19 protein-coding genes are annotated in these 20,150 nt (G+C 68.0%); 10 read left to right on the top strand and 9 right to left on the bottom strand.

Annotated features, from left to right (window positions below; genetic code table 11):
* The first annotated feature begins 158 nt into the window (after positions 1-158).
* The 7 genes from ASE89_RS09760 to ASE89_RS09730 all read left to right on the top strand — a co-directional run bounded on the left by ASE89_RS09760 (position 159) and on the right by ASE89_RS09730 (position 9,975).
* Entirely contained in the window at positions 159-2,210 is a 2,052-nt protein-coding gene (locus tag ASE89_RS09760) for a M13 family metallopeptidase (RefSeq protein WP_056676796.1), read from the top strand.
* A gap of 80 nt (positions 2,211-2,290) precedes the next feature.
* Complete coding sequence (locus ASE89_RS09755; protein ID WP_056676793.1) at positions 2,291-4,675, top strand: hybrid sensor histidine kinase/response regulator; 2,385 nt, start codon at positions 2,291-2,293, stop codon at positions 4,673-4,675.
* Between the two features lie 48 nt (positions 4,676-4,723).
* Positions 4,724-5,074 (top strand): response regulator, encoded by a 351-nt coding sequence (locus ASE89_RS09750; RefSeq protein ID WP_031396103.1) that lies wholly within the window; start codon positions 4,724-4,726, stop codon positions 5,072-5,074.
* A gap of 117 nt (positions 5,075-5,191) precedes the next feature.
* Positions 5,192-6,913 (top strand): dihydroxy-acid dehydratase, encoded by a 1,722-nt coding sequence (gene ilvD, locus ASE89_RS09745; RefSeq protein ID WP_031440068.1) that lies wholly within the window; start codon positions 5,192-5,194, stop codon positions 6,911-6,913.
* A 106-nt stretch (positions 6,914-7,019) separates the two neighbouring features.
* Positions 7,020-7,295 carry a hypothetical protein gene (locus ASE89_RS09740; RefSeq protein ID WP_056676786.1) on the top strand — a complete coding sequence of 92 codons (276 nt, stop codon included), beginning with the start codon at positions 7,020-7,022 and terminating at the stop codon, positions 7,293-7,295.
* Positions 7,292-8,782: an NAD(P)H-hydrate dehydratase gene (locus ASE89_RS09735; RefSeq protein WP_056676784.1), complete on the top strand. Its 1,491-nt coding sequence runs from the start codon at positions 7,292-7,294 to the stop codon at positions 8,780-8,782. The genes ASE89_RS09740 and ASE89_RS09735 overlap by 4 nt, the downstream gene beginning before the upstream one ends.
* Complete coding sequence (locus tag ASE89_RS09730; RefSeq protein ID WP_056676781.1) at positions 8,779-9,975, top strand: class I SAM-dependent RNA methyltransferase; 1,197 nt, start codon at positions 8,779-8,781, stop codon at positions 9,973-9,975. The genes ASE89_RS09735 and ASE89_RS09730 overlap by 4 nt, the downstream gene beginning before the upstream one ends.
* Before the next feature lie 12 nt (positions 9,976-9,987).
* On the opposite strand, the gene truA is transcribed toward ASE89_RS09730, so the two are convergent.
* The gene (gene truA, locus ASE89_RS09725) at positions 9,988-10,728 is read right to left on the bottom strand and encodes a tRNA pseudouridine(38-40) synthase TruA (protein ID WP_056676779.1); all 741 of its coding nucleotides are present in this window, start codon (positions 10,726-10,728) and stop codon (positions 9,988-9,990) included.
* Positions 10,725-11,651 (bottom strand): methionyl-tRNA formyltransferase, encoded by a 927-nt coding sequence (fmt, locus tag ASE89_RS09720; protein ID WP_056676775.1) that lies wholly within the window; start codon positions 11,649-11,651, stop codon positions 10,725-10,727. The genes truA and fmt overlap by 4 nt, the downstream gene beginning before the upstream one ends.
* 52 nt (positions 11,652-11,703) lie before the next feature.
* On the opposite strand from fmt, the gene recR reads away from it, so the two are divergent.
* Both recR and def read left to right on the top strand, forming a co-directional pair.
* Positions 11,704-12,300 (top strand): recombination mediator RecR, encoded by a 597-nt coding sequence (recR, locus tag ASE89_RS09715; RefSeq protein ID WP_031393413.1) that lies wholly within the window; start codon positions 11,704-11,706, stop codon positions 12,298-12,300.
* Positions 12,301-12,358: 58 nt separating this feature from the next.
* A complete protein-coding gene (gene def / locus ASE89_RS09710; protein ID WP_031438987.1) occupies positions 12,359-12,883 on the top strand; it encodes a peptide deformylase in 525 nt (174 codons plus the stop codon).
* A 335-nt stretch (positions 12,884-13,218) separates the two neighbouring features.
* On the opposite strand, the gene ASE89_RS09705 is transcribed toward def, so the two are convergent.
* The gene (locus ASE89_RS09705; RefSeq protein ID WP_082451378.1) at positions 13,219-13,755 is read right to left on the bottom strand and encodes a GNAT family N-acetyltransferase; all 537 of its coding nucleotides are present in this window, start codon (positions 13,753-13,755) and stop codon (positions 13,219-13,221) included.
* Positions 13,756-14,141: 386 nt separating this feature from the next.
* Between ASE89_RS09705 and rmuC the strand changes: the two genes are divergently transcribed.
* Positions 14,142-15,605 (top strand): DNA recombination protein RmuC, encoded by a 1,464-nt coding sequence (gene rmuC, locus ASE89_RS09700; protein ID WP_056676768.1) that lies wholly within the window; start codon positions 14,142-14,144, stop codon positions 15,603-15,605.
* A gap of 9 nt (positions 15,606-15,614) precedes the next feature.
* Here rmuC and ASE89_RS09695 read toward each other — a convergent pair whose 3' ends face one another.
* From ASE89_RS09695 to ASE89_RS09670, 6 genes are all read right to left on the bottom strand, one after another.
* Positions 15,615-16,412, bottom strand: coding sequence for a TrmH family RNA methyltransferase (locus ASE89_RS09695; RefSeq protein WP_056676767.1), 798 nt, complete (start codon positions 16,410-16,412; stop codon positions 15,615-15,617).
* A 99-nt stretch (positions 16,413-16,511) separates the two neighbouring features.
* Positions 16,512-16,787, bottom strand: a complete 276-nt coding sequence (locus ASE89_RS09690) for an HPr family phosphocarrier protein (protein ID WP_031393409.1) — start codon at positions 16,785-16,787, stop codon at positions 16,512-16,514.
* Positions 16,784-17,191, bottom strand: coding sequence for a PTS sugar transporter subunit IIA (locus ASE89_RS09685; protein ID WP_031393408.1), 408 nt, complete (start codon positions 17,189-17,191; stop codon positions 16,784-16,786). Before ASE89_RS09685 ends, ASE89_RS09690 begins: the two co-directional genes overlap by 4 nt.
* 16 nt (positions 17,192-17,207) lie before the next feature.
* On the bottom strand, positions 17,208-18,125 hold the full coding sequence (rapZ, locus tag ASE89_RS09680) for an RNase adapter RapZ (RefSeq protein ID WP_056676764.1): 918 nt from the start codon (positions 18,123-18,125) through the stop codon (positions 17,208-17,210).
* Positions 18,122-18,577 (bottom strand): HPr kinase/phosphorylase, encoded by a 456-nt coding sequence (locus ASE89_RS09675; RefSeq protein ID WP_056676761.1) that lies wholly within the window; start codon positions 18,575-18,577, stop codon positions 18,122-18,124. Before ASE89_RS09675 ends, rapZ begins: the two co-directional genes overlap by 4 nt.
* Positions 18,567-20,150 carry a sensor histidine kinase gene (locus ASE89_RS09670; protein WP_056676756.1) on the bottom strand — a complete coding sequence of 528 codons (1,584 nt, stop codon included), beginning with the start codon at positions 20,148-20,150 and terminating at the stop codon, positions 18,567-18,569. Before ASE89_RS09670 ends, ASE89_RS09675 begins: the two co-directional genes overlap by 11 nt.

The raw sequence follows: 20,150 nt of genomic DNA, 5'->3' as shown, positions 1-20,150 counted from the left end.
CGCCGACCGCCCCAAATCTGCCCCACCCCGGCGAAGGCCGGGGCCCAGTTGGGGGGACAGACGTAATGGCCGACTGTCCATCGTTACCAAGACCTTCCCAACTGGGCCCCGGCGTTCGCCGGGGAGGTGTACCGCGAACGAAATTCCAGGAGACCCCCATGAAGACCTACATCGCCGCCGGCCTGCTCGCCGCCACCGCGATCACCGGCGTCACCGCCGCAATCTCGCAGACCGCCGAACCAACCGCCGCGCCCGCCGCACCCGCCTCGACCGGCGCGCAATATGGCAGCTTCGGCTTCGACGAGAAGGGCATGGACAAGAGCGTCCAGCCCGGTGACGATTTCTACGCCTTCGCCAATGGCAACTGGGCGAAGACCACCCCGATCCCCGCGGACAAGTCGAACTACGGCGCGTTCAACTTCCTCTCCGACCTGTCCGAGACGCGCACCCGCGGCATCCTCGACACCGCGGCCAAGGATCCGAAGTCTAAGATCGGCCGTGCCTATGCGACCTTCCTCGACACCGGCACGATCGAGGCCAAGGGGCTGGCACCGATCCGCCCATGGCTCGCGAAGATCGCCGCGCTGAAGGACCGGTCGGGCTATCCCGCCCTGCTCGCCGAGGCGGATCGCGCCGGTATCGGCGGCCCGTTCGGCAGCGGCGTCGGCCAGGACGACAAGATTCCCGAGCAGTACGCACTGTCGCTCGGCCAGTCGGGGCTCGGCCTGCCCGACCGCGACTATTATCTCAGCACCGATGCCAAGCTGGTCGAGGCGCGCACCGCCTACCGCGCGCACATCGCCAAGATGCTGACGCTCGCCGGCGAACCCGATGCCGAGGCGCGCGCCGCCGCGTTGCTCGCGTTCGAGACCGAGATCGCCCGGGTCAGCTGGACCCGAGTCGACAGCCGCGACGCGACCAAGACCTATAACAAGATGTCCGTCGCCGATCTCGCCAAGCGCGCGCCCGGCTTCGACTTCGCCGGCTATTTCAAGGCGACCGGCACGCCCGTACCGACCGTCATCGTCGCACAGCCCTCGGCGATCACCGGCATTGCAAAACTCGTCGCGACCGCGCCGATCGGCGTGCTCAAGGACCAGCTGATCCTGCGCTCGCTCGACGGCTATGCCGATGTGCTGCCCAGGGCGTTCGACGCCGAACAGTTCGCCTTCTACGGCACCGTGCTCGGCGGCACCCCCGAGCAGGAGGCCCGCTGGAAACGCGGTGTCCAGTTCACCAGCGGTGCGCTCGGCGACGAGGTCAGCAAGCTCTACGTCGCACAGTATTTCCCGCCCGAGACCAAGGCGGCAGCGGACGTGCTGGTGAAGAACGTGCTCGCCGCGATGGGCCGCCGGATCGACAAGCTCGACTGGATGGCGCCCGAGACCAAGCAGAAGGCGCACGCCAAGCTCGCCGCCTTCACCCCCAAGATCGGCTATCCCAGCCAGTGGAAGGACCTGTCCGCGCTGACGATCACGTCCGGCGACGCGTTCGGCAACGAATGGCGCGCCAATGAATGGCAGCATCAGGACAATATTGCCAAGCTCGGCAAGCCCCTGCAGCGCTGGGAATGGGGCATGACGCCGATGACGGTCAACGCCTATGCCAATTTCGGCATGGTCGAGATCGTCTTCCCCGCAGCCATCCTCCAGCCGCCCTTCTTCGATCCCAAGGCCGACGACGCGGTCAATTATGGCGGCATCGGCGCGGTGATCGGCCACGAACTGAGCCATCATTTCGACGACCAGGGTTCGAAATACGACGCCAAGGGCCAGCTCACCGACTGGTGGACGCCCAAGGACATCGCCGGCTTCAACGCGCTCACCGGCAAGCTCGGCGCGCAGTACGACGCTTATGAGCCGCTGCCGGGCATGCACGTGAAGGGCCAGCTGACGATGGGCGAGAACATCGCCGATCTCGCCGGGCTGACGGTCGCCTATGACGCCTATCACACCGCGCTCGGCGGCAAGGCGGCCCCCGTGCTCGACGGCTTCACCGGCGACCAGCGCTTCTATCTGGGCTGGGCGCAGGTCTGGCGCCGCAACTACCGCGAGGCGAACCTGCGGCAGCGGCTGCTGACCGATCCGCATTCGCCGTCGCAGCAGCGCGCCTCGGTCGTCCGCAATCTCGACCCCTGGTACGCCGCCTATCAGCCCAAGCCGACGCAGCGTCTGTATCTCGCCCCCGAACAGCGCGTGCGTATCTGGTGACCGGCCGCGTCCCCGACCGGGAAACCGGGCGGGGACATGATGCTTGACCCCAAACCCCCGAACAGCGGAAGAGGCATCGCATGGTTTCGCTTCCGCCCCAGACCGGCCTCGGGCCGAACCGCCGCGCCGCCCTCGTCGCGGCGGTGACGGGGATCGCCGCATCGGGGCTGGTGCTCGGCATGATCGGCGACATCGTCGTCGCGGCGGCCTTTCTCGCCGCGGCGATCATCGTCATCGGCGCGGTGATCGTCTGGCGCGTGCTCGCGCGCGCCGGCAGCGCCGAACTGCGCACGATCGACTGGGACTTCACGCGGGCGGTTGCGCAGGCGAGCGGCGATGCAATCGCGGTGACCGATCGTGCGGGCCGGCTGGTCTGCGCGAACGATGCCTATGACGCGGTGTTCAGCGGCTTTCCAACCCCGCCGGGGCTGCCGCTCGACGCGAGTGGGGTCGTATTGCTGGCCGAGGCCGGACGCACCGCGTGGCGCGACGGTCACGCGCAGGCGGAGCGGCTGGTGGCCAACGGGCTGCGTATCTCGGCATCGATCACCCGCGCCGGCGACGAGGCGGACATGCTCGTCTGGCGGTTCGTCACCGCGCCCGACTATGACCTCGCGCAGACCGCCGAACGGCTGATCGACGGGCCGACCGGCGACCGGCTCGGCGGCAGCGGGATCATGGCGGCGTTGCTCAGCGCCGACGGCCGCGTGCGTGCGACCAACCGCGTGCTCCGCGTCCGCGCGATCGGCGACGAGCATGAGGCGATCGAGGGACGCGACTTCGCGCGCTTCCTGATCACCGACAATCGCGGCCTCGTCCGCTTCGCCCGCGAGGGCGGCGCGGGGACGCCGCTGCGCGTGGTGCAGGTGCCCTTTGTCGAGGGCGACGACGCCCCCGTCCTCGTCATCCTGCTCGACGACGAGGAGGATGCGCCCGCGATCGGCGCGTCCGCTTCCGCGCATGTCCGCAGCCTCGTCAGCCTGATGCCGTTCAGCATGGCGCTGGTCGATCGCGAGGGCCGCTTCATCCAGATGAATGACTCGTTCCTGCGCGCCGCCGGGGTCGTCGGCGCCGCGCCGCCGCTCTACCCCGGCGATCTCGTCGTGCGCGAGGACAAGACCGCGGTCGCCGATGCGATCCGCCGGTTCGCGGGCGGGCAGACGCATTCGACCGACATGGCGGTCCGGCTGAAGGATCATCCCGACGAGCCGGTCGCGCTGACCATCGCCGGCGCGCGCGGGCTTGGCGACGCCGCGGTCCTGCTCAGCCTCAAGGACAATAGCGAGGAATCGCGACTGAAGCGCGAGGTGGCGCAGGCGACCAAGATGCAGGCGGTCGGCCAGCTCGCCGGCGGCGTCGCGCATGATTTCAACAACATCCTGACCGCGATCATCGGCCACTGCGACCTGATGCTGATGCGCCATTCGCCCGGCGACAGCGATTATGACGACATCCAGCAGATCCGCACCAACTCGAACCGCGCCGCCGGGCTGACCCGCCAGCTGCTCGCCTTCAGCCGCCAGCAGACGCTGCGCCCGCAGATCCTGCAACTGCCCGACGTCGTGTCCGAGGTTTCGAACCTGCTCAAGCGACTCATGGGCGAGACCGTCCGGCTCGACATGATGCACGGCCGCAACCTCGGGCCGGTCCGCGCCGATCCGGGGCAGCTCGAACAGGTCGTCGTCAATCTCGCGGTCAACGCCCGCGACGCGATCCTGTCCGCCAACCCGCGCGGCGGCGGCACACTGACCATCACCACGCGCTCGGTCTCGGCGACCGAGGTGCGGCAGATGGCCTCCGACATCCTGCCCGTCGCGGACTATACCGCGCTGATCGTCCAGGACACCGGCACCGGGATCCCGCCCGAGGTCCTGCCCAAGATCTTCGAGCCGTTCTTCACGACTAAGGAATTCGGCAAGGGGACCGGACTCGGCCTCTCGACCGTCTACGGCATCGTCAAGCAGTCGGGCGGCTATATCTTCGCCGAATCGCAGCCGGGGCAGGGGGCGACCTTTACCATCTTCCTCCCCGTCCACGCCGCCCCCGCCGCGCCGCGGCTCACAGCGCCCAAGCCCGCGGCCAAGCCCGCCGACCTGTGGGGCACGGGGACGATCCTGCTCGTCGAGGACGAGGACATGGTCCGCGCAGTCGCCGAACGCGCGCTCACCCGCCAGGGCTATAGCGTGCTGACCGCGGAGAATGGCGAAGTCGCGCTCGAGATCATGGCGAAGAACGGCCGCCCCGACCTGCTGATCACCGATGTGGTGATGCCGACCATGGACGGCCCGACGATGGTCCGCCACGCACGCGAGAAATATCCCGACCTGCCGATCGTCTTCATGTCGGGCTATGCCGAGGAACAGCTGCGCAAGTCGATCGACCTCGACAATGTCGAGTTTCTTCCCAAGCCTTTCTCGGTCCAGCAGCTTGCCGAGGCGGCGCGCGACGTTCTTGCGGCACGTTAAGCAACAAGATGTTGGCGCTCGGCGAAATTGCCGCCTAAGGTACAAAATATGAACGTGCCACAGCAGATCCTCATCGTAGAGGATGAACCGTTGATCGCCATGATGCTCGAGGATTTCCTCGAGGTGCTGGACAAGGGCGTGGCAGGGTCCGTCGACACCGTCGCCGATGCCCTGCACCGCATCTCGGCCGGGGGTGTCGACGCCGCGATCCTCGACGTCAACCTGCGTGGCGGTGAGAAGAGTACTCCGATCGCCGAACGGCTTGCGGAGGGCGGAATTCCCTTCGTGTTCGCGACCGGCGGTGGCGATGACGGCCTCGATCCCCGCTTCCGCGACCGGCCCCGCCTGCAGAAGCCGTTCACGATGGACGGCGTCGCCAAGGCGCTCGAAAGCCTCTGACGGTCCGCCGCGCGGGCTCTGCGGTCCCCGTCTGGCCGCGGCCGCGGCGAATAAAACTGCAAATCAATACGCAACTGTCTTGCGTAAAGGCCCCGTCTCGCGACATAGGCGGTCGCCATGACCCGTATATTCGATAAATCGCGCCTGCCGAGCCGGCATGTCTCCGTCGGTCCAGAGCGTGCGCCGCACCGCAGCTATTACTACGCGATGGGTATCCCCGAAGAGGATATCGCGCGTCCGTTCGTCGCGCTTGCGTCCGCCGGCAACAACTCGGCCCCCTGCAACACCACGCTCGACGCGCAGGCCGATGCCGCGCAGGCCGGCGTCATCCAGGGCGGCGGCATGCCGCGCCGCTTCAACACGATCACCGTCACCGACGGCATCGCGATGGGGCATCAGGGGATGAAGGCGAGCCTCGTCAGCCGCGAAGTCATCGCCGACTCGGTCGAACTCTCGGTCCGCGGCCATTGCTACGACGCGCTGGTCGGCTTTGCCGGCTGCGACAAGTCGCTGCCCGGCATGATGATGGCGATGCTCCGCCTCAACATCCCGTCGGTGTTCGTCTATGGCGGCTCGATCCTGCCCGGCCGCTATCAGGAACGCGACGTGACCGTCGTCGACGTGTTCGAGATCGTCGGCAAATATGCCGCCGGTGCCTGCCCGCTGTCGGAGGTGCATGCGCTTGAGAAGGTCGCCTGCCCGGGTCACGGCGCATGCGGTGGGCAATATACCGCCAACACCATGGCCTGCGTCGCGGAAGCGATCGGATTGTCCATTCCGAACAGCAACATGGTGCCAGCGCCTTACACGACGCGTGAACAGATCGCGGTGGCTGCAGGCGCGCAGGTCATGGAGTGTCTGGCCGACAATATCCGCCCGCGCGACATCTGCACGCGCGAGGCCTTCATCAATGCGGCGCGAGTCGTCGCCGCGACCGGGGGCTCGACCAATGCCGCGCTGCATCTGCCCGCGATGGCGTCGGAAGCGGGGATCGAGTTCGACCTGTTCGACGTCGCGGAGATCTTCAAGACAACGCCGTACATCGCCGACCTCAAACCCGGTGGGAAGTATGTCGCCAAGGACATGTACGAGGCGGGCGGCGTCTACATGCTGATGAAGACGATGCTCAGCGGCGGCTTTCTCGACGGCAGCTGCATGACCGTCACCGGCAAGACGCTGGCCGAGAATATCGACCAGGTGACGTGGAACCCCGATCAGAAGGTCATCTACGACATCAGCACGCCGTTGACGCCGACGGGTGGCGTCGTCGGCCTGCGCGGCAGTCTCGCCCCCGATGGCGCGATCGTGAAGGTCGCGGGCATGCACCGGCTTCAGTTCAGCGGCCCGGCGCGTGTGTTCGATTGCGAGGAGGACACCTTCGCCGCGGTCGAGGCGCGCGCGATCAACGAGGGCGAGGTCATCGTCATCCGCTACGAAGGTCCCAAGGGCGGCCCGGGCATGCGCGAGATGCTCTCGACCACCGCCGCGCTATACGGCCTCGGCATGGGCGAGAGCGTCGCGCTGATCACCGATGGCCGTTTCTCGGGCGGCACGCGCGGCTTCTGCATCGGCCATGTCGGCCCCGAAGCCGCCGATGGCGGTCCGATCGCGCTCGTCGAGGATGGCGACATCATCCATATCGACGCCGAGGCGGGGACGATCGATCTCGATGTTCCCGAGGACGTGATGGCGGCACGCCGCGCGGTCTGGGTCCCTCGCAAGACCGATTACGGCTCGGGCGCGCTGTGGCGCTATGCGAAGACCGTCGGTCCGGCGTACAAGGGCGCGGTCACGCACCCGGGAGCCGCAGCCGAAACGCATGTCTACGCGGATATCTAAACGATCGCAGTATCTTGTCGGGCTTGTCTCGCTCCCGCTGGCAGCCTGCGGGAGCGGCAAGCCCGACGCCGGTGACACGGCGTCGCGCCGCGAGGACGCTGCCGTCATGCATGTCCCCTGCGCCAGGGGGGCCGCCGCTTTGGCCCCCGACTGCACGATCGAGCAGGCGCGCGGTGCAGATGGCGTGATCCTGACCCTCCGCCACGCCGATGGCGGGTTTCGCCGGCTGCGCGTCTCCCCTGACGGCCGCGGCGTCGTCGCCGCCGACGGGGCCGAGCGGGCGCGCGTCACGATGTCCGCGCCCGGTAGCATCGACGTCACGCTGGGCACCGACCGCTACCGCCTCCCGGCGACGGTCCAGCCGGGCGCGAACGGCTCATGATCCGGATCGAGGGCCAGCCCGTCCTGACCGCTGCCGCGATGCGCGCGGCCGAGGATGCAGTGATGGCAACCGGTGTTACGGTCGATACGCTGATGGACCGCGCAGGCACCGCGATCGCGCACGCGGTCCGCCGCCTGGCGGGATCGAACGCCATCCTGATCCTCTGCGGCCCCGGCAACAATGGCGGCGACGGCTATGTCGCCGCGCGCGTGCTCGCCGACCTGGGCGCAACGGTCCGCGTCGCCGCACTGTCCGAGCCCCGCACCGATGCGGCCAGGGCGGCAAGGGCAGGGTGGCCCGGCCCCGTCGAACCTCTCGCCGAAGCGAAGCCCGCCCCCGTCCTCGTCGACGCCCTCTTCGGCACCGGCCTGACCCGACCCTTGGATGGTCCTTCACCCCAAACCCCAAACACCCCCCCGGCGAAGGCCGGGGCCCAGTTGGGCACCGCCATCGACGACTCGCACGGTTCACCCAACTGGACCCCGGCCTCCGCCGGGGAGGTATCTGTGGTCAAGAGCCTCCACACCCTAAGCACCGCCGCCACCCTCGCCATAGCCATCGACCTCCCCAGCGGCCTCGCCACCGACTCCGGCCACGCGCTCACCACACCCCCCGTCTTCCACCTCACGCTCGCCCTCGGCGCACTCAAACCCGTGCACCTCCTCCAGCCCGCCGCCCGCTATTGCGGCGAGATCCGCCTCCTCGACATCGGCGTCCCCGTCACCAGCCAGATCGAAGTGCTCGCCCGCCCGCAGCTCGCACCCCCCGGACCCGACGCGCACAAATACACCCGCGGCATGGTCGGGGTCATCGCCGGCACGATGGCAGGCGCCGCCGACCTCGCCGCGCTCGCCGCGATGCGCGCGGGCGCGGGCTATGTGACGCTGCTCGGCGACAGCCCCGGCCCGCCGCATGCACTCGTCCGCGCGGCGTTCTCCGACCACGCGCTCGCCAACGACCGGATTGGCGCGCTCGTCATCGGTCCAGGCCTCGGCCGTGACGCCACCGCCCGCGTCCGACTCGACGCCGCGCTCGCCGCCGGCCACCCGCTCGTCCTCGACGGCGACGCGCTCCGCCTGCTCGGTCCCGACCGGATCCGCGCGCTCACCGTCCCGGTCATCCTCACCCCGCACGCCGGCGAGTTCGACGCGCTCTTCGGGCGATCGGACGACGACAAGATCACCCGCGCCCGCGACGCCGCCGCCCGCACCGGGGCGGTCGTCGTCTTCAAGGGTGCGGACACCGTCATCGCCGCGCCCGACGGCCGCGCCCGGCTCGCCCCCGGCGCGAGCGACTGGCTTTCCACCGCGGGCACCGGCGACGTCCTCGCCGGCGCGATCGGCGCGATGCTCGCCGCAGGGCTCGATCCGCTCGCCGCCGCCGGCGCGGGCGTGTGGCTTCACGGCGAGGCTGCGCGTCGCTCCGGGCCGGCATTTATCGCCGATGACTTGGCGGATGCGCTCCGGTCGGCCAGAGCGTCCTTATGACCAGTGACCCAACGACCGACACCATCGTCCGCGTCGCCGCACGCGGCGACGGCATCACCGCCGATGGCCGCCACGCCGCCTTCACCGCACCCGGCGACACGCTCGCGGCCGACGGCAGCGTGACCCACGGCCCGCACCACCAGACGCCGCCCTGCGTCCATTTCCCGACCTGTGGCGGCTGCCAGCTCCAGCATCTCGACGACGAGAGCTACAGCGCCTTCGTCACCGACCGGATCGCCTCCGCGCTCGACGGGCAGGGCCTGTCCGCGCCGATCCGCACCCCGCACATCTCGCCGGTCCGCAGCCGCCGCCGCGCGACGCTGCATGCCGAGGCCAAGGGCGGCAGGATCACGCTCGGCTTCACTGCCGAGAAGGCGCATCTGATCGTCGACATCAAGGAATGCTGGATCCTCGATCCGCGGCTGTTCGCGCTCGTCGCCCCCTTGCGCACCCTGCTCAAGCGTCTCAACTTCCGCCGCCGCGCGGACATCCACCTGACGCTCGCGGACCAGGGCGCCGACATCCTCATCACCGGTTTCGCGCCCGAAGGCCTCCCCGCCGCCGAGGCGCTCACCCGGTTCTGCGAGGAGCACGGCATCGCCCGCGTCGCGTTCGACGATGGTCTGGGGCCGGAGACCCGCTGGGAGCCCGATGCGGTGGCGATCACGCTGGGCGGCGTCCCCGTGCCGCTGCCACCCGCCTCGTTCCTCCAGGCGACTCCCGATGGCGAGGCCGCGCTCACCGCCGCGGTGCTCGAGGCGATCGGCACGCCCGCCACCGTCGCCGACCTGTTCGCCGGGCTCGGCACCTTCACGCTCGCGATCCCGGCGAAGGTTTATGCCGCGGAGGGTGCGCGCGACGCGCTGACGGCGCTCAAGGCCGCCGCGCACCGGCTGCAAAGCCCGGTGTTCCCCGAGCACCGCGACCTCTACCGCCGCCCGCTGACGGTGGCCGAGCTCGACCGGTTCGACGCGGTGGTGATCGATCCGCCCCGCTCGGGCGCGCGCGAACAGGCCGGCGCGCTCGCCGCGTCGAAGACCCCGGTGATCGTCTACGTCTCGTGCAACCCGGCGAGCTTCGCGCGCGATGCCAAGGAGCTCTGCGACGCCGGCTGGCGGATCGACTGGATCCAGCCGGTCGGCCAGTTCCTCTGGTCGACGCATGTCGAACTCGCTGCGAAGTTCGTCCGCTAAGGTGTTAATTCCTCAGGGATAAACCGCGGTCACGAAGAACAACCCATCGGGCGGTGCATTGAGCCCCAGCATCGCCCGATCCTTCGCCGCCAGCGCGTCCGCGACATCGCCGACCGCCCAGCGCCCCATGCCGACCAGCGCCAGGCACCCGACCATCGAGCGCACCTGGTGATGCAGGAACGACCGCGCCGCCGCGTAGACGAACAGCCGCTCCCCCTCCCGCACCACGTCGAGCCGGTCCAAAGTCCGCACCGGGCTGTCCGCCTGGCAATGCGCCGACCGGAACGTCGTGAAGTCGTGCCGCCCCACCAGCGCGCGCGCCGCCTCCGCCATCGCCTCCGCATCGAGCGGCTGCGGCACCTGCCACGCCAGCCCCGCCTCGAAGCTCAGCGGCGCACGCCGGTTGACGATCCGGTACTCGTACGACCGCCCGATACACGAGAACCGCGCATGCCAGTCGTCGGGCACCACCTCGCACGACAGCACCGAAACCGGCGCCGGTTTGACCAGCGCGTTCAGCCCCTCCATCAACCGGAACGCCGCGAGCGGCTTGGCGATATCGACATGCGCGCGCATCGCGATCCCGTGCACCCCCGCATCGGTCCGCCCCGCCGCCTGCACCGCCACGGTCTCGCCGGTCATCTTCAGCACCGCCGCCTCGAGCGCGGCCTGCACGCTCGGCCCGTGCTTCTGCCGCTGCCAGCCCATGAACGGCCGCCCGTCAAACTCCACCGTCAGCGCGAACCGCGTCAAAGCTGAGTCCCCGAGGGAATCGCAAACCCGCGCAGCAGCTCCTCGGCCGATGTCACGCCGCGCCCGGCCCGCTGTACCAAAGTCGGCCGGATCGCACCGTCGCCGCACCCGATCGTCAGCTCGGCATTCACCGTCAGCCCCTCGCACCCCAGGAAGCTGAACGGCAACACGTCCGCCGCGAGCACCTTCACGCGCTCGCCGGCGACCTCGAACCACGCGCCGGGCGCCGGGTTCATTGCGCGCACCAGCCGCTCGACCTCGACCGCCGGCCGCTCGAAATCGATCCGCGCCTCCGCCTTGTCGATCTTCGCCGCATAGGTGACGCCCTCTTCGGGCTGCGGCCGGGCAGGGTAGGCGTCCAGATCGCCCAGCACGTCGACCATCAACCGCGCGCCCATCACCGACAGCTCGGCAGTCAGATCGCCCGCCGTCTTCCCCGCAACGTCAGTCCGCCCCTCGAGCCGCACCGGCCCGGTATCCAGCCCGGCCTCCATCTGCATGATCCCGACCCCCGTCTCCGCATCGCCCGCGAGGATCGCGCGCTGCACCGGCGCCGCCCCGCGCCACCGCGGCAACAGCGAGCCATGGACGTTGAGGCACCCGAACCGCGGCGCGTCGAGCACCGCGCGCGGCAGGATCAGGCCATAGGCGGCCACCACCGCGACATCCGCCTCCAGCGCGGCAAACGCTTCCCGCGCGTCTAGCCCCTCGGGCAACGACGCCTTGAACGACACCGGCGTCCGAACCGCGATGCCCAGCGCCTCCGCCCGGACCTGGACTGGTGAGGGCACCAGTTCGCGCCCGCGACGCCCGCCAGGTCGTGCCGGCTGGCAATAGGCCGCCACCAATCCATGCCCCGCCGCGACGAGGGCCTCCAGCACCGGCACCGCGAAGTCCGGCGTTCCCATGAAGATGATCCGCATGCCCCTCTCGAACACGCTGGCGGGGAGCGACGCAACCCCCTATCTGGTCGTGATGGCATCCCCCGAGATCGAGGCGCTGACGCAGGCGCTGGCCCGGCTCCCCGGCCTCGGCCCCCGGTCCGCACGCCGCGCCGTGCTGCATCTGCTCAAGAAGCGCGACGCCGCGCTGGGTCCGCTGCGCGAGGCGCTGACCGCGGTCGACGAGCGGCTGGAAAATTGCAGCGTCTGCGGCAATGTCGACACCACCAACCCGTGCGCGATCTGCGCCGACCCGCGCCGCGACCAGCGCTCGCTCTGCGTCGTCGAGGAGGTCGCCGATCTCTGGGCGCTCGATCGCTCGCGGCTGTTCCCCGGTCGCTTCCACGTGCTCGGCGGTCGCCTGTCCGCATTGGAAGGCATCCGTCCCGAGGATCTCAGCATCGACAATCTCGTCCGCCGGATCGAGGCGGGGGGGATCGACGAGGTCGTTCTCGCGATGAACGCGACGCTCGAAGGCCAGACCACCGCGCATTACATCGCCGAACGGATCGAACGATTCCCCGTCCGCGTCACGCAGCTCGCGCACGGCCTGCCGGTGGGTGGCGAGCTCGACTATCTCGACGAGGGCACGCTCGCCCAGGCGCTGCGCGCGCGTCGCCCGATGGCCTGATCGTCGCGGCCTAACCCAAATGCTTGACGGCTCAACCCGCGGAACCTAGCTGCGCAGCATGACCGTCATGACCGTTCTCGAAGTCCCCGATCCCCGCCTGCGCCTCGTCGCGGAGCCGGTGGCGTCGGTGGACGATTCCACCCGTACGCTCGTCGCCGACATGATCGAGACGATGTACGACTTCAACGGCATCGGCCTCGCCGCGACTCAGGTCGGCGTGCAGCAGCGCGTCCTCGTCATCGACCTTCAGGAAGAGAAGGACGAAGAAGACAAGCCGATCAGGAATCCCAAGGCCTATATCAACGCCGAGATCCTTTCGGTCAGCGAAGAGATGTCGACCTATAACGAGGGTTGCCTCTCGATCCCCGAGCAATATGCCGAGGTCGTCCGCCCCGCCCGCTGCCGCGTGAAGTGGCTCGACGAGACCGGCGCGGCGCATGAGGAAGAGCTCGACGGCCTGCTCTCGACCTGCATGCAGCACGAGATCGACCATCTCGACGGCGTCCTCTTCATCGACCACATCAGCCGCCTCAAGCGCGACATGGTCCTCAAGAAACTCGCCAAGGCCCGCAAGCTCGGCTGACCCGGCGCCGGTCGTTGCCTCGACCGGCCAACCCAGACCAGTTCCCCGGCGAAGGCCGGGGCCCAGGCAGGCAGCCCCGCGTAACCGGGGGCAGCACACCCCACGAACACCACCCCGGCGAAGGCCGGGGCCCAGCTGAGAAAGCCTCCGTAACCAGGGGCGGCACTCCCCCAGCACACCACCCCGGCGAAGGCCGGGGCCCAGCTGGGAAGGCCCCAGTAACCAGGGGCGGCACTCCCTCAAGCACACCACCCCGGCGAAGGCCGGGGCCCGAATGGAACGTCCCCAACAAGCGCACGCCGTCCCCCGCGACGCCCCCAGTCGACATCTTCGGCTCAGGTCGAAGCTAGCAGGTCAGGCGCATCCGGTCGGTTCAGACACCATAGTAACACCATTCGACCTCCCGCCGCTGACGAGCGGACAAAGTCCCGCGCGCTATCCCGCCGGAAGCTCAGCCGGCCCATGACACACTGTGATCGCTGGTTCTCTGCAGCCGTGTAGGCCAGGATCTCCGCTGCCTCCAGGACCGTCCATGCATGCGCCAGCGCCATGCACGCACTTTCCGTGGCCAATCCGCGCCCCCATGCATGACGACACAGGCGCCACCCGATCTCATGATGCACACCCAGAGGATGATCCGCGTCGGCGCGCCTCGATACGCCGACATACCCGAGAAAGCCGCCTGTAGGATCCGCCACGACCCACCGCGATATGCCGTCGACGTCCCAGGCGTCACGGTAGGCATCGAACCTCGCCATGCTGACATCACGGTCGATCGGCCCCCCTTGGTCCGCCATGACCTCCGGATCGCCCAGCATTGCGGCAAAACCATCACGATGCGCATCGGCCCATCGTTGAAGTTCGAACCGCAATGTCGCCTCCCTTACCGATCATACACCACGATCGCGATGCGATCCGTCTCCCGCAGAAGCTGACACCGTGTAGATGCACCGTCCAGCACTCCCGTCTCGCGCGTCCCCCAAGCCTGCACGGCAGCAGCGTATTTGTGGCCGGGTTGCACCGGAGGTTCGAAATTCCGTTCGTGTCCGGCCCACTTCGCCATCACGTCAAAAGGTAGGAAAATCCCCCTGTCCCGTTCGACCCGTTCGTGCTATGTTCCGGCAATGACCTTACACCTCGGTATCGCCGCACGATCCGCCGCCGCATCTTGCTTTGCCGGCCGCCCCGCCCGAAATTGTACGGATCTCGGCGCAAAACACGCTTATCGTCTCAACATTCGCAACATTGGGACGCTGGCATGACCGAACTCATGATCGTCGCGCTGCTCGCGGCCGCCGCCGGACTGCTGCTTGGCTGGCTGCTCGCCTCGCGTCGTGCAGGCGCTCTTGCCGGCGATCTCGCGATCGCCCGAACGCGGGCCGCGGACTATGATCTCGTCCGCACCGCGCGCGACGCGGTCGAGCAGGAGCGCAATGCCGCGCTTCAGGATCTCGCCACGCTGCGTGCGCAGAATGCCGAACGCGCCGGGGAGGCGGACCGCCTGCGCATCGATCTCGCGACGATCCGCGCCGACCGCGACGCCGCGCGCACCGAACTCGCTACCGAGCACGCTCGCAGCGAAGCGTTCGAGGCCCGGCTGGTCGAACTCCGCGACGCCAAGGACGTGATGGCCGCGCAGTTCGGCGACGTTGCCAACAAGCTGCTGAGCGACGCGCAGAAGACCTTCCTCGACCGCGCCGACGCCCGCTTTCGCCAGTCCGAGGAATCCGCCGGGCAGAACCTCAAGTCGATGCTCCAGCCCGTCAGCGACCGGCTGCAGCGCTATGAAGAGGGCGTCGCCAAGGTCGAGGCGGAGCGCCGCGACGCGTTCGGCGATCTCAAGGGGCAGATCGAACAGATGCGGCTGGGCCAGGAAAAGGTCTCGACTGAAGCCGCCAAGCTCGTCAACTCGCTCCGCAACGCGCCCAAGTCACGCGGCCGCTGGGGTGAGCAGCAGTTGAAGAACGTGCTCGAGACCTGCGGGCTGAGTGAACACACCGATTTCCAGACCGAGGTCAGCGTCGCGGTCGGCGATGCCGATGAGCGCGCCGGCGCCCGGCTGCGCCCCGATGCGATCATCCGCGTCCCCGGCGGCCGCGCGCTCGTCATCGATGCCAAGGTCTCGCTCAACGCCTATCAGGATGCGTTCGGTGCGGTCGACGAGGCCGAGCGGCTGGTCGGGCTGGCGGCACACGCCGCGTCGATGCGCGCGCATGTCAACGGGCTCGGCAACAAGGCCTATTGGAGCCAGTTCGCCGACACGCCCGATTATGTGATCATGTTCGTCCCCGGCGAACATTTCCTCTCCGCCGCGCTCGAACATGATCCGACGCTCTGGGATTTCGCCTTTGAAAAGAGGGTCTTGCTCGCCACTCCTACCAATCTGATTGCGATCGCACGGACGGTTGCCGCGGTCTGGCGGCAGGAAAAGCTCGCCAACGAGGCGCGCAAGATCGGCGAACTTGGCAAGGAAATGCACGACCGACTCGCCAAGGTCGCCGACGATCTGCGCAAGGTCGGGGTCGGTCTCAACAGCGCGGTGAAGAACTTCAACGGCTTCACCAATTCGTTCAACGGGCGCCTGATGGTCACCGGCCGCAAGTTCCGCGACCTCAATATCGAGACCGGCGCGCGCGATCTCGAGGACGTGCCGTCGATCGACGCGCTGGCGCTGGGCGAGGGGCCGGCATTGATCGAAAAGCCAGAGACCGCGGACGTTTAACCCGCGTTTTCAACGCTGTTGGGCAAGAACCTCATAGGCCATCACCGCGGTGGCGACCGCGGCGTTCAGGCTGTCGGCCTTGCCCAGCATCGGAATCTTGACCAGCGTGTCGCAGCCTTCGGCCATCTCCGCCGGCATGCCCTGCGCCTCGTTGCCGGTCAGCAGGAAGGTCGGGGCGCTGTACGTCGCCGCCCGGTAATCGGTCTCGGTGTCGAGGCTCAGCCCGACCAGCTGCCCCGGGCCGCTGCGGAGCCACGCCTCGAACGGCGCCCACTCGGTTTTGACGACCGGAATGGTGAAGAGCGCCCCCATGCTCGCCCGCACCGCCTCGACCGAGAACGGATCGACCGACTCGCCGATCAGGATCAGCCCGCCCGCACCGACGGCATCGCCGGTCCGCAGGATCGTGCCGAGATTCCCTGGATCCCGCAGTCGCTCGGCAACCAGCCAGATCCCCGCACTGGTCCGGTCCAGATCCTCGAGTGCCGCGTCGAACTCATCGAACACGCCGACCACTGCCTGCGGATTGTCCTTGCCCGACAGCTTCGACAGGATGTCCGGCGTCGTCTGGATCGATTCGCCGCCCGCCTCCTCGACATCCATCGACAGCGCATGGACCAGCGGGTGGTTGGCACTCGCCGCAGAGTAGAAGAGCGTGCGGGGCAGCCGGCCGGTCTCGCGAGCCTCGGTCAAGATCCGCAATCCCTCCGCAAGGAACTGGCGTGCAGCCTTGCGATGTCGCTTGTCGCGAAGATCGCGGACATATTTGATCAACGGGTTCGAAAAGGCGGTAATTTCGCGAGGCATTTATCGGCCCTTCGGCGCGCGGAAACAGGGGAGGTTGGTCAGCACGCGCCGCTCATGCCCGCCGCAACCCGGCGCGGCAAGCGCTGCGGGGAAGGGGGCTCAATCCTCGCCGAACTTGGCTTCGACAAGCTCGACCAGCCGGGCAACGGTTTCATCCGCGCCATCGCCGGTCGCCGATATGACGATCGAGTCGCCCATCGCGGCCCCGAGCATCATCAGCCCCATAATCGACGTTCCCGTCACGCTGCCCGCGCCGTCCTTTTCAACCAGCACGTCGCAAGGTTGCGAGGAGGCAAGCGTGACAAATTTTGCGCTGGCCCGGGCATGCAATCCTCGGCGGTTGGTGATCAGGACCGTGCGCGCGACCGCGGTCACGCTGCCGCCTCGCCGAGAACCTCGGATGCGACGGAAATATATTTCCGGCCGGCTTCGCGGGCGGCAGCGACCGCCGCCACGACCGTCATCGCCTTGCGCGCCGACCCCAGACGGATCAGCATCGGTAGGTTCATTCCCGCGATCACCTCCACCCGGCCCCGCTCCATCAGGGAGATGGCAAGATTGGACGGGGTACCGCCGAACAGGTCTGTCAGCACGATCACGCCGCGCCCCGCATCGACTTCGGCGATCGCCGTCGCGATATCCGCGCGGCGTTCCTCCATATCGTCATCCGGGCCGATCGCGATTGCCGCGACACGTTCCTGCGGGCCGACGACATGGACCATTGCGGTCACGAACTCGTCGGCGAGCCGCCCGTGGGTCACCAAAACTAGGCCGATCATATCAGACGCTTCATACTCATAAGCCGACCGGTGGTCCCTCAAGCGAGTCCTGCGGCGCGGCCCCCAGGTCGCGATGGTTTACCGTGGGCGAAAAACCCTCTGCGCGCAACCGTCCGGCGATCCGTTCGGCGACATGAACCGATCGGTGTCTCCCTCCGGTACACCCGATCGCAACGCTGACATAGGACTTGCCCTCCGCTTTGTAGCGCGGCAGCAACAGGAGCAGCAGATCCTCGATGCGGCTGACAGCGGCTTCATAGGCCGGATCGGCCATGACATATTGCGCAACCTCCGCATCCAGTCCGGTCCCAGGACGCAGCTGCGGATCCCAATGCGGATTTCGCAAAAACCGCATGTCGAAGACGAGGTCAGCGTTGCGCGGTAGCCCGCGCGCGAAGCCGAACGACTGGATCGACAGCGTCGGAGCACCCTGATCGTCCTGCGCGAAGCTGTGGCGGATCTGTTGCGCCAGTTCGTTGGCCGCCAATGTCGTCGTGTCGATCAACCTGTTCGCCCAGTCGCGCAGCGGCCGCAGCATTTCACGCTCGCGCGCGATCCCGTCGCCCGCGGGGCGATCGGGGGCTAGCGGATGCCGCCGCCGCGTCTCGGAATAGCGTCGCTCGAGTTCTACCCCCGAACAGTCGAGAAACAGCGTCCCGATTTCCAGACCGTGCCGATCGCGCAGATCGCGGATACGCCCGATGATGCGATCGGCATCAAAATCGCGCGTTTGCGAGCCAATACCAATCGCCAGGGGGGTGGAATCATCCATTTGTCCCTGTGCGCGCGGCGTATCCAGCAGCCGATCGAGCAGCAGGAGCGGCAGGTTGTCGACGATCTCCCAGCCCAGATCCTCAAGCGTCTTGAGAACGGTCGATTTGCCCGCGCCCGACATGCCGGTGATCAGCAGGATCGGCTTTGATTGGCGCGTCATGCGGCGAGAATTCCGTGTGTCAGAGCCAGTTCAACCTTCAGTGGAGCGGACGCCTGGCGTGGTTCGAGCAGGAGGACCGGGATATCGACACCAGCGATCCGCCGCGCCTCAAGTTCGGGCATCCGCGGAACCTGTCCTCCTAGCCGTACGAGCAGGGCGATGGGTATGTCGACAACATAGGGCATGGCGATAATGCCCAGACCCCGAACCTCGATCTGGCCAGCGATGGAAGCGGGCGCGTGCGCCAGCAGCCGGGTCCCCGACCGCACGACGATGGTCTGGTCGTCACTGACCAGCATTGCGCCGCGGTCGATAAGGCGAAGGGCGAGGTCGGACTTGCCGATGCCGGAAGGTCCTTCCAGCAGGACGCCCTGGCCGCCGATCGAGACGGTCGTCGCATGCAGGCGATCGGACGAGAGGACAGACAGAACTAGAGCTCCCTCATCGTGCATATAGCGGCAGATGGATTACGAACCGGGCACCGCCCAGCCGATCCTCGCGCGATTCGACGGTGATCGTGCCCTGATGCCCCTCGACGATGGTGCGCGCAATGGCGAGCCCCAATCCGGAGTGACGGCCGAAGGCTTCGCCGTCAGGTCTGACCGAGTGGAAGCGGCGAAAGATCGCATCGCGTGCGTCTGGAGGGACGCCCGGGCCCTCATCCTCGACACGAAGGACGACCTCGTAAGCGCCGCGGATTGCGGACAACGTGATCAGGCCACGGTCTGGCGAGAAAGACAACGCGTTGTCAATCAAGTTCTCGATCACGCGCTCTAGCCGGGCGCCTTCGCCGAGCACAACGAATGGGCCATCGTCGCTGCGATCGAAGCGAAAGCGGATATCACGTTCGACGTCGCGAGCGAGGCGCTGCGACAGCAAGCCGTCGATCAGGCTGACCATGTCGATCGGTTCGAACTTTGCCCGGCTGAGCTGTGCGTCGAGTCGCGACGCGTCGGAGATGTCGGAGATCAGCCGATCTAGTCGATGGACATCATCTCGCACGATCGCCATCAGCTGCTCCTGGAGGGCGGGATCCTGCACGCGTGACAGCCCTTCTACCGCAGACCGTAACGACGCCAGCGGGTTCTTCATTTCATGCGTAACATCGGCAGCGAAGGCTTCGGTCGCGTCGATGCGAGCCCGGAGCGCCAGGCTCATGTCCGACAGCGCGCGGGCGAGCATCCCCAATTCATCCCGGCGCGACGGCAGCCGAGGGACAACGACCTCGCGCGCGCGTCCGAGCCGTACCCGCACCGCCGCCCGAGCAAGACGGCGCAGGGGCCGGACGATGGTTCGTGCGAGGAACAGCGACAGCAGCACGGACACGATCGAGACCAGCAACAGCACCATGCTCAGGCGGAAGCGTTCGATACGCACGGTGCGCGTGATGTCGCGCGCGTTCACCGTCGTCATCACGACGCCGCCGCCCGGCACGCGGGCCGCAGCCGTTATCACCGGGGTGCGGTCGGGCGCGCGCCAGACCGTCGTGGAGATGCCATGCCGCAGCCGCACGTCCTCTACATCGGGCCAGCGTTGGCGCGGGCCGCGTTCGCGGTAAAGCGGTGCGCGGGGCGCCATCACGACCACGTCGATGACCGCGTCGAGAAAGCGCGCCGCATCCTGCCCCCAGTCTTCCTTGTCCGGGTCGTGCAGCACGAAACTGCGCAGCCCCAGTGCGCGACTGTCCTTGATGATCTGCCCGTCGCGGTCGAAGACCCGGATCTGCGAGCCCGTATCCTGCGCCAGCCGAACGATGAGCGGCTCACGCAGCGCCGGATCGACTGCGGCGATTGCCTCACCAATCAGCCGCGCCTCGCGTGCGGCCTGCGCGACGCGGCTGTCGACGATCCGGCTGCGATAGGAATCGAGGTAGAAAAAGCCGCCTGCGAGCAGCAGGAGCGCAAAGATATTGACGGCGAGGATGCGCCGCGTGAGCGAGATCTGACCCGACCAGCGTAATGTCAGATCGCGACCGTCATCCTCGGTTCGATCGCCCACGTCGTCGCCCGGATCGCTCCGTCCCAT

Origin of the sequence: Sphingomonas sp. Leaf30 (assembly GCF_001422525.1) — a bacterium.
In the GTDB taxonomy this organism is placed as follows: domain Bacteria; phylum Pseudomonadota; class Alphaproteobacteria; order Sphingomonadales; family Sphingomonadaceae; genus Sphingomonas; species Sphingomonas aerolata.
The sequence above is the reverse complement of the archived record's forward strand: the minus strand, read 5'-3'. Positions and strand labels throughout refer to the sequence as shown.

Excerpts from the sequence above, each read along its gene's own strand:
- ASE89_RS09760 (WP_056676796.1), top strand. The coding sequence starts at position 159 with ATGAAGACCTACATCGCCGCCGGCCTGCTCGCCGCCACCGCGATCACC.
- ASE89_RS09755 (WP_056676793.1), top strand. The coding sequence starts at position 2,291 with ATGGTTTCGCTTCCGCCCCAGACCGGCCTCGGGCCGAACCGCCGCGCC.
- ASE89_RS09750 (WP_031396103.1), top strand. The coding sequence starts at position 4,724 with ATGAACGTGCCACAGCAGATCCTCATCGTAGAGGATGAACCGTTGATC.
- ilvD (WP_031440068.1), top strand. The coding sequence starts at position 5,192 with ATGACCCGTATATTCGATAAATCGCGCCTGCCGAGCCGGCATGTCTCC.
- ASE89_RS09740 (WP_056676786.1), top strand. The coding sequence starts at position 7,020 with ATGCATGTCCCCTGCGCCAGGGGGGCCGCCGCTTTGGCCCCCGACTGC.
- ASE89_RS09735 (WP_056676784.1), top strand. The coding sequence starts at position 7,292 with ATGATCCGGATCGAGGGCCAGCCCGTCCTGACCGCTGCCGCGATGCGC.
- ASE89_RS09730 (WP_056676781.1), top strand. The coding sequence starts at position 8,779 with ATGACCAGTGACCCAACGACCGACACCATCGTCCGCGTCGCCGCACGC.
- fmt (WP_056676775.1), bottom strand. The coding sequence starts at position 11,651 with ATGCGGATCATCTTCATGGGAACGCCGGACTTCGCGGTGCCGGTGCTG.
- recR (WP_031393413.1), top strand. The coding sequence starts at position 11,704 with ATGGCATCCCCCGAGATCGAGGCGCTGACGCAGGCGCTGGCCCGGCTC.
- def (WP_031438987.1), top strand. The coding sequence starts at position 12,359 with ATGACCGTCATGACCGTTCTCGAAGTCCCCGATCCCCGCCTGCGCCTC.
- rmuC (WP_056676768.1), top strand. The coding sequence starts at position 14,142 with ATGACCGAACTCATGATCGTCGCGCTGCTCGCGGCCGCCGCCGGACTG.
- ASE89_RS09695 (WP_056676767.1), bottom strand. The coding sequence starts at position 16,412 with ATGCCTCGCGAAATTACCGCCTTTTCGAACCCGTTGATCAAATATGTC.
- ASE89_RS09685 (WP_031393408.1), bottom strand. The coding sequence starts at position 17,191 with ATGATCGGCCTAGTTTTGGTGACCCACGGGCGGCTCGCCGACGAGTTC.
- rapZ (WP_056676764.1), bottom strand. The coding sequence starts at position 18,125 with ATGACGCGCCAATCAAAGCCGATCCTGCTGATCACCGGCATGTCGGGC.
- ASE89_RS09675 (WP_056676761.1), bottom strand. The coding sequence starts at position 18,577 with ATGCACGATGAGGGAGCTCTAGTTCTGTCTGTCCTCTCGTCCGATCGC.
- ASE89_RS09670 (WP_056676756.1), bottom strand. The coding sequence starts at position 20,150 with ATGGGACGGAGCGATCCGGGCGACGACGTGGGCGATCGAACCGAGGAT.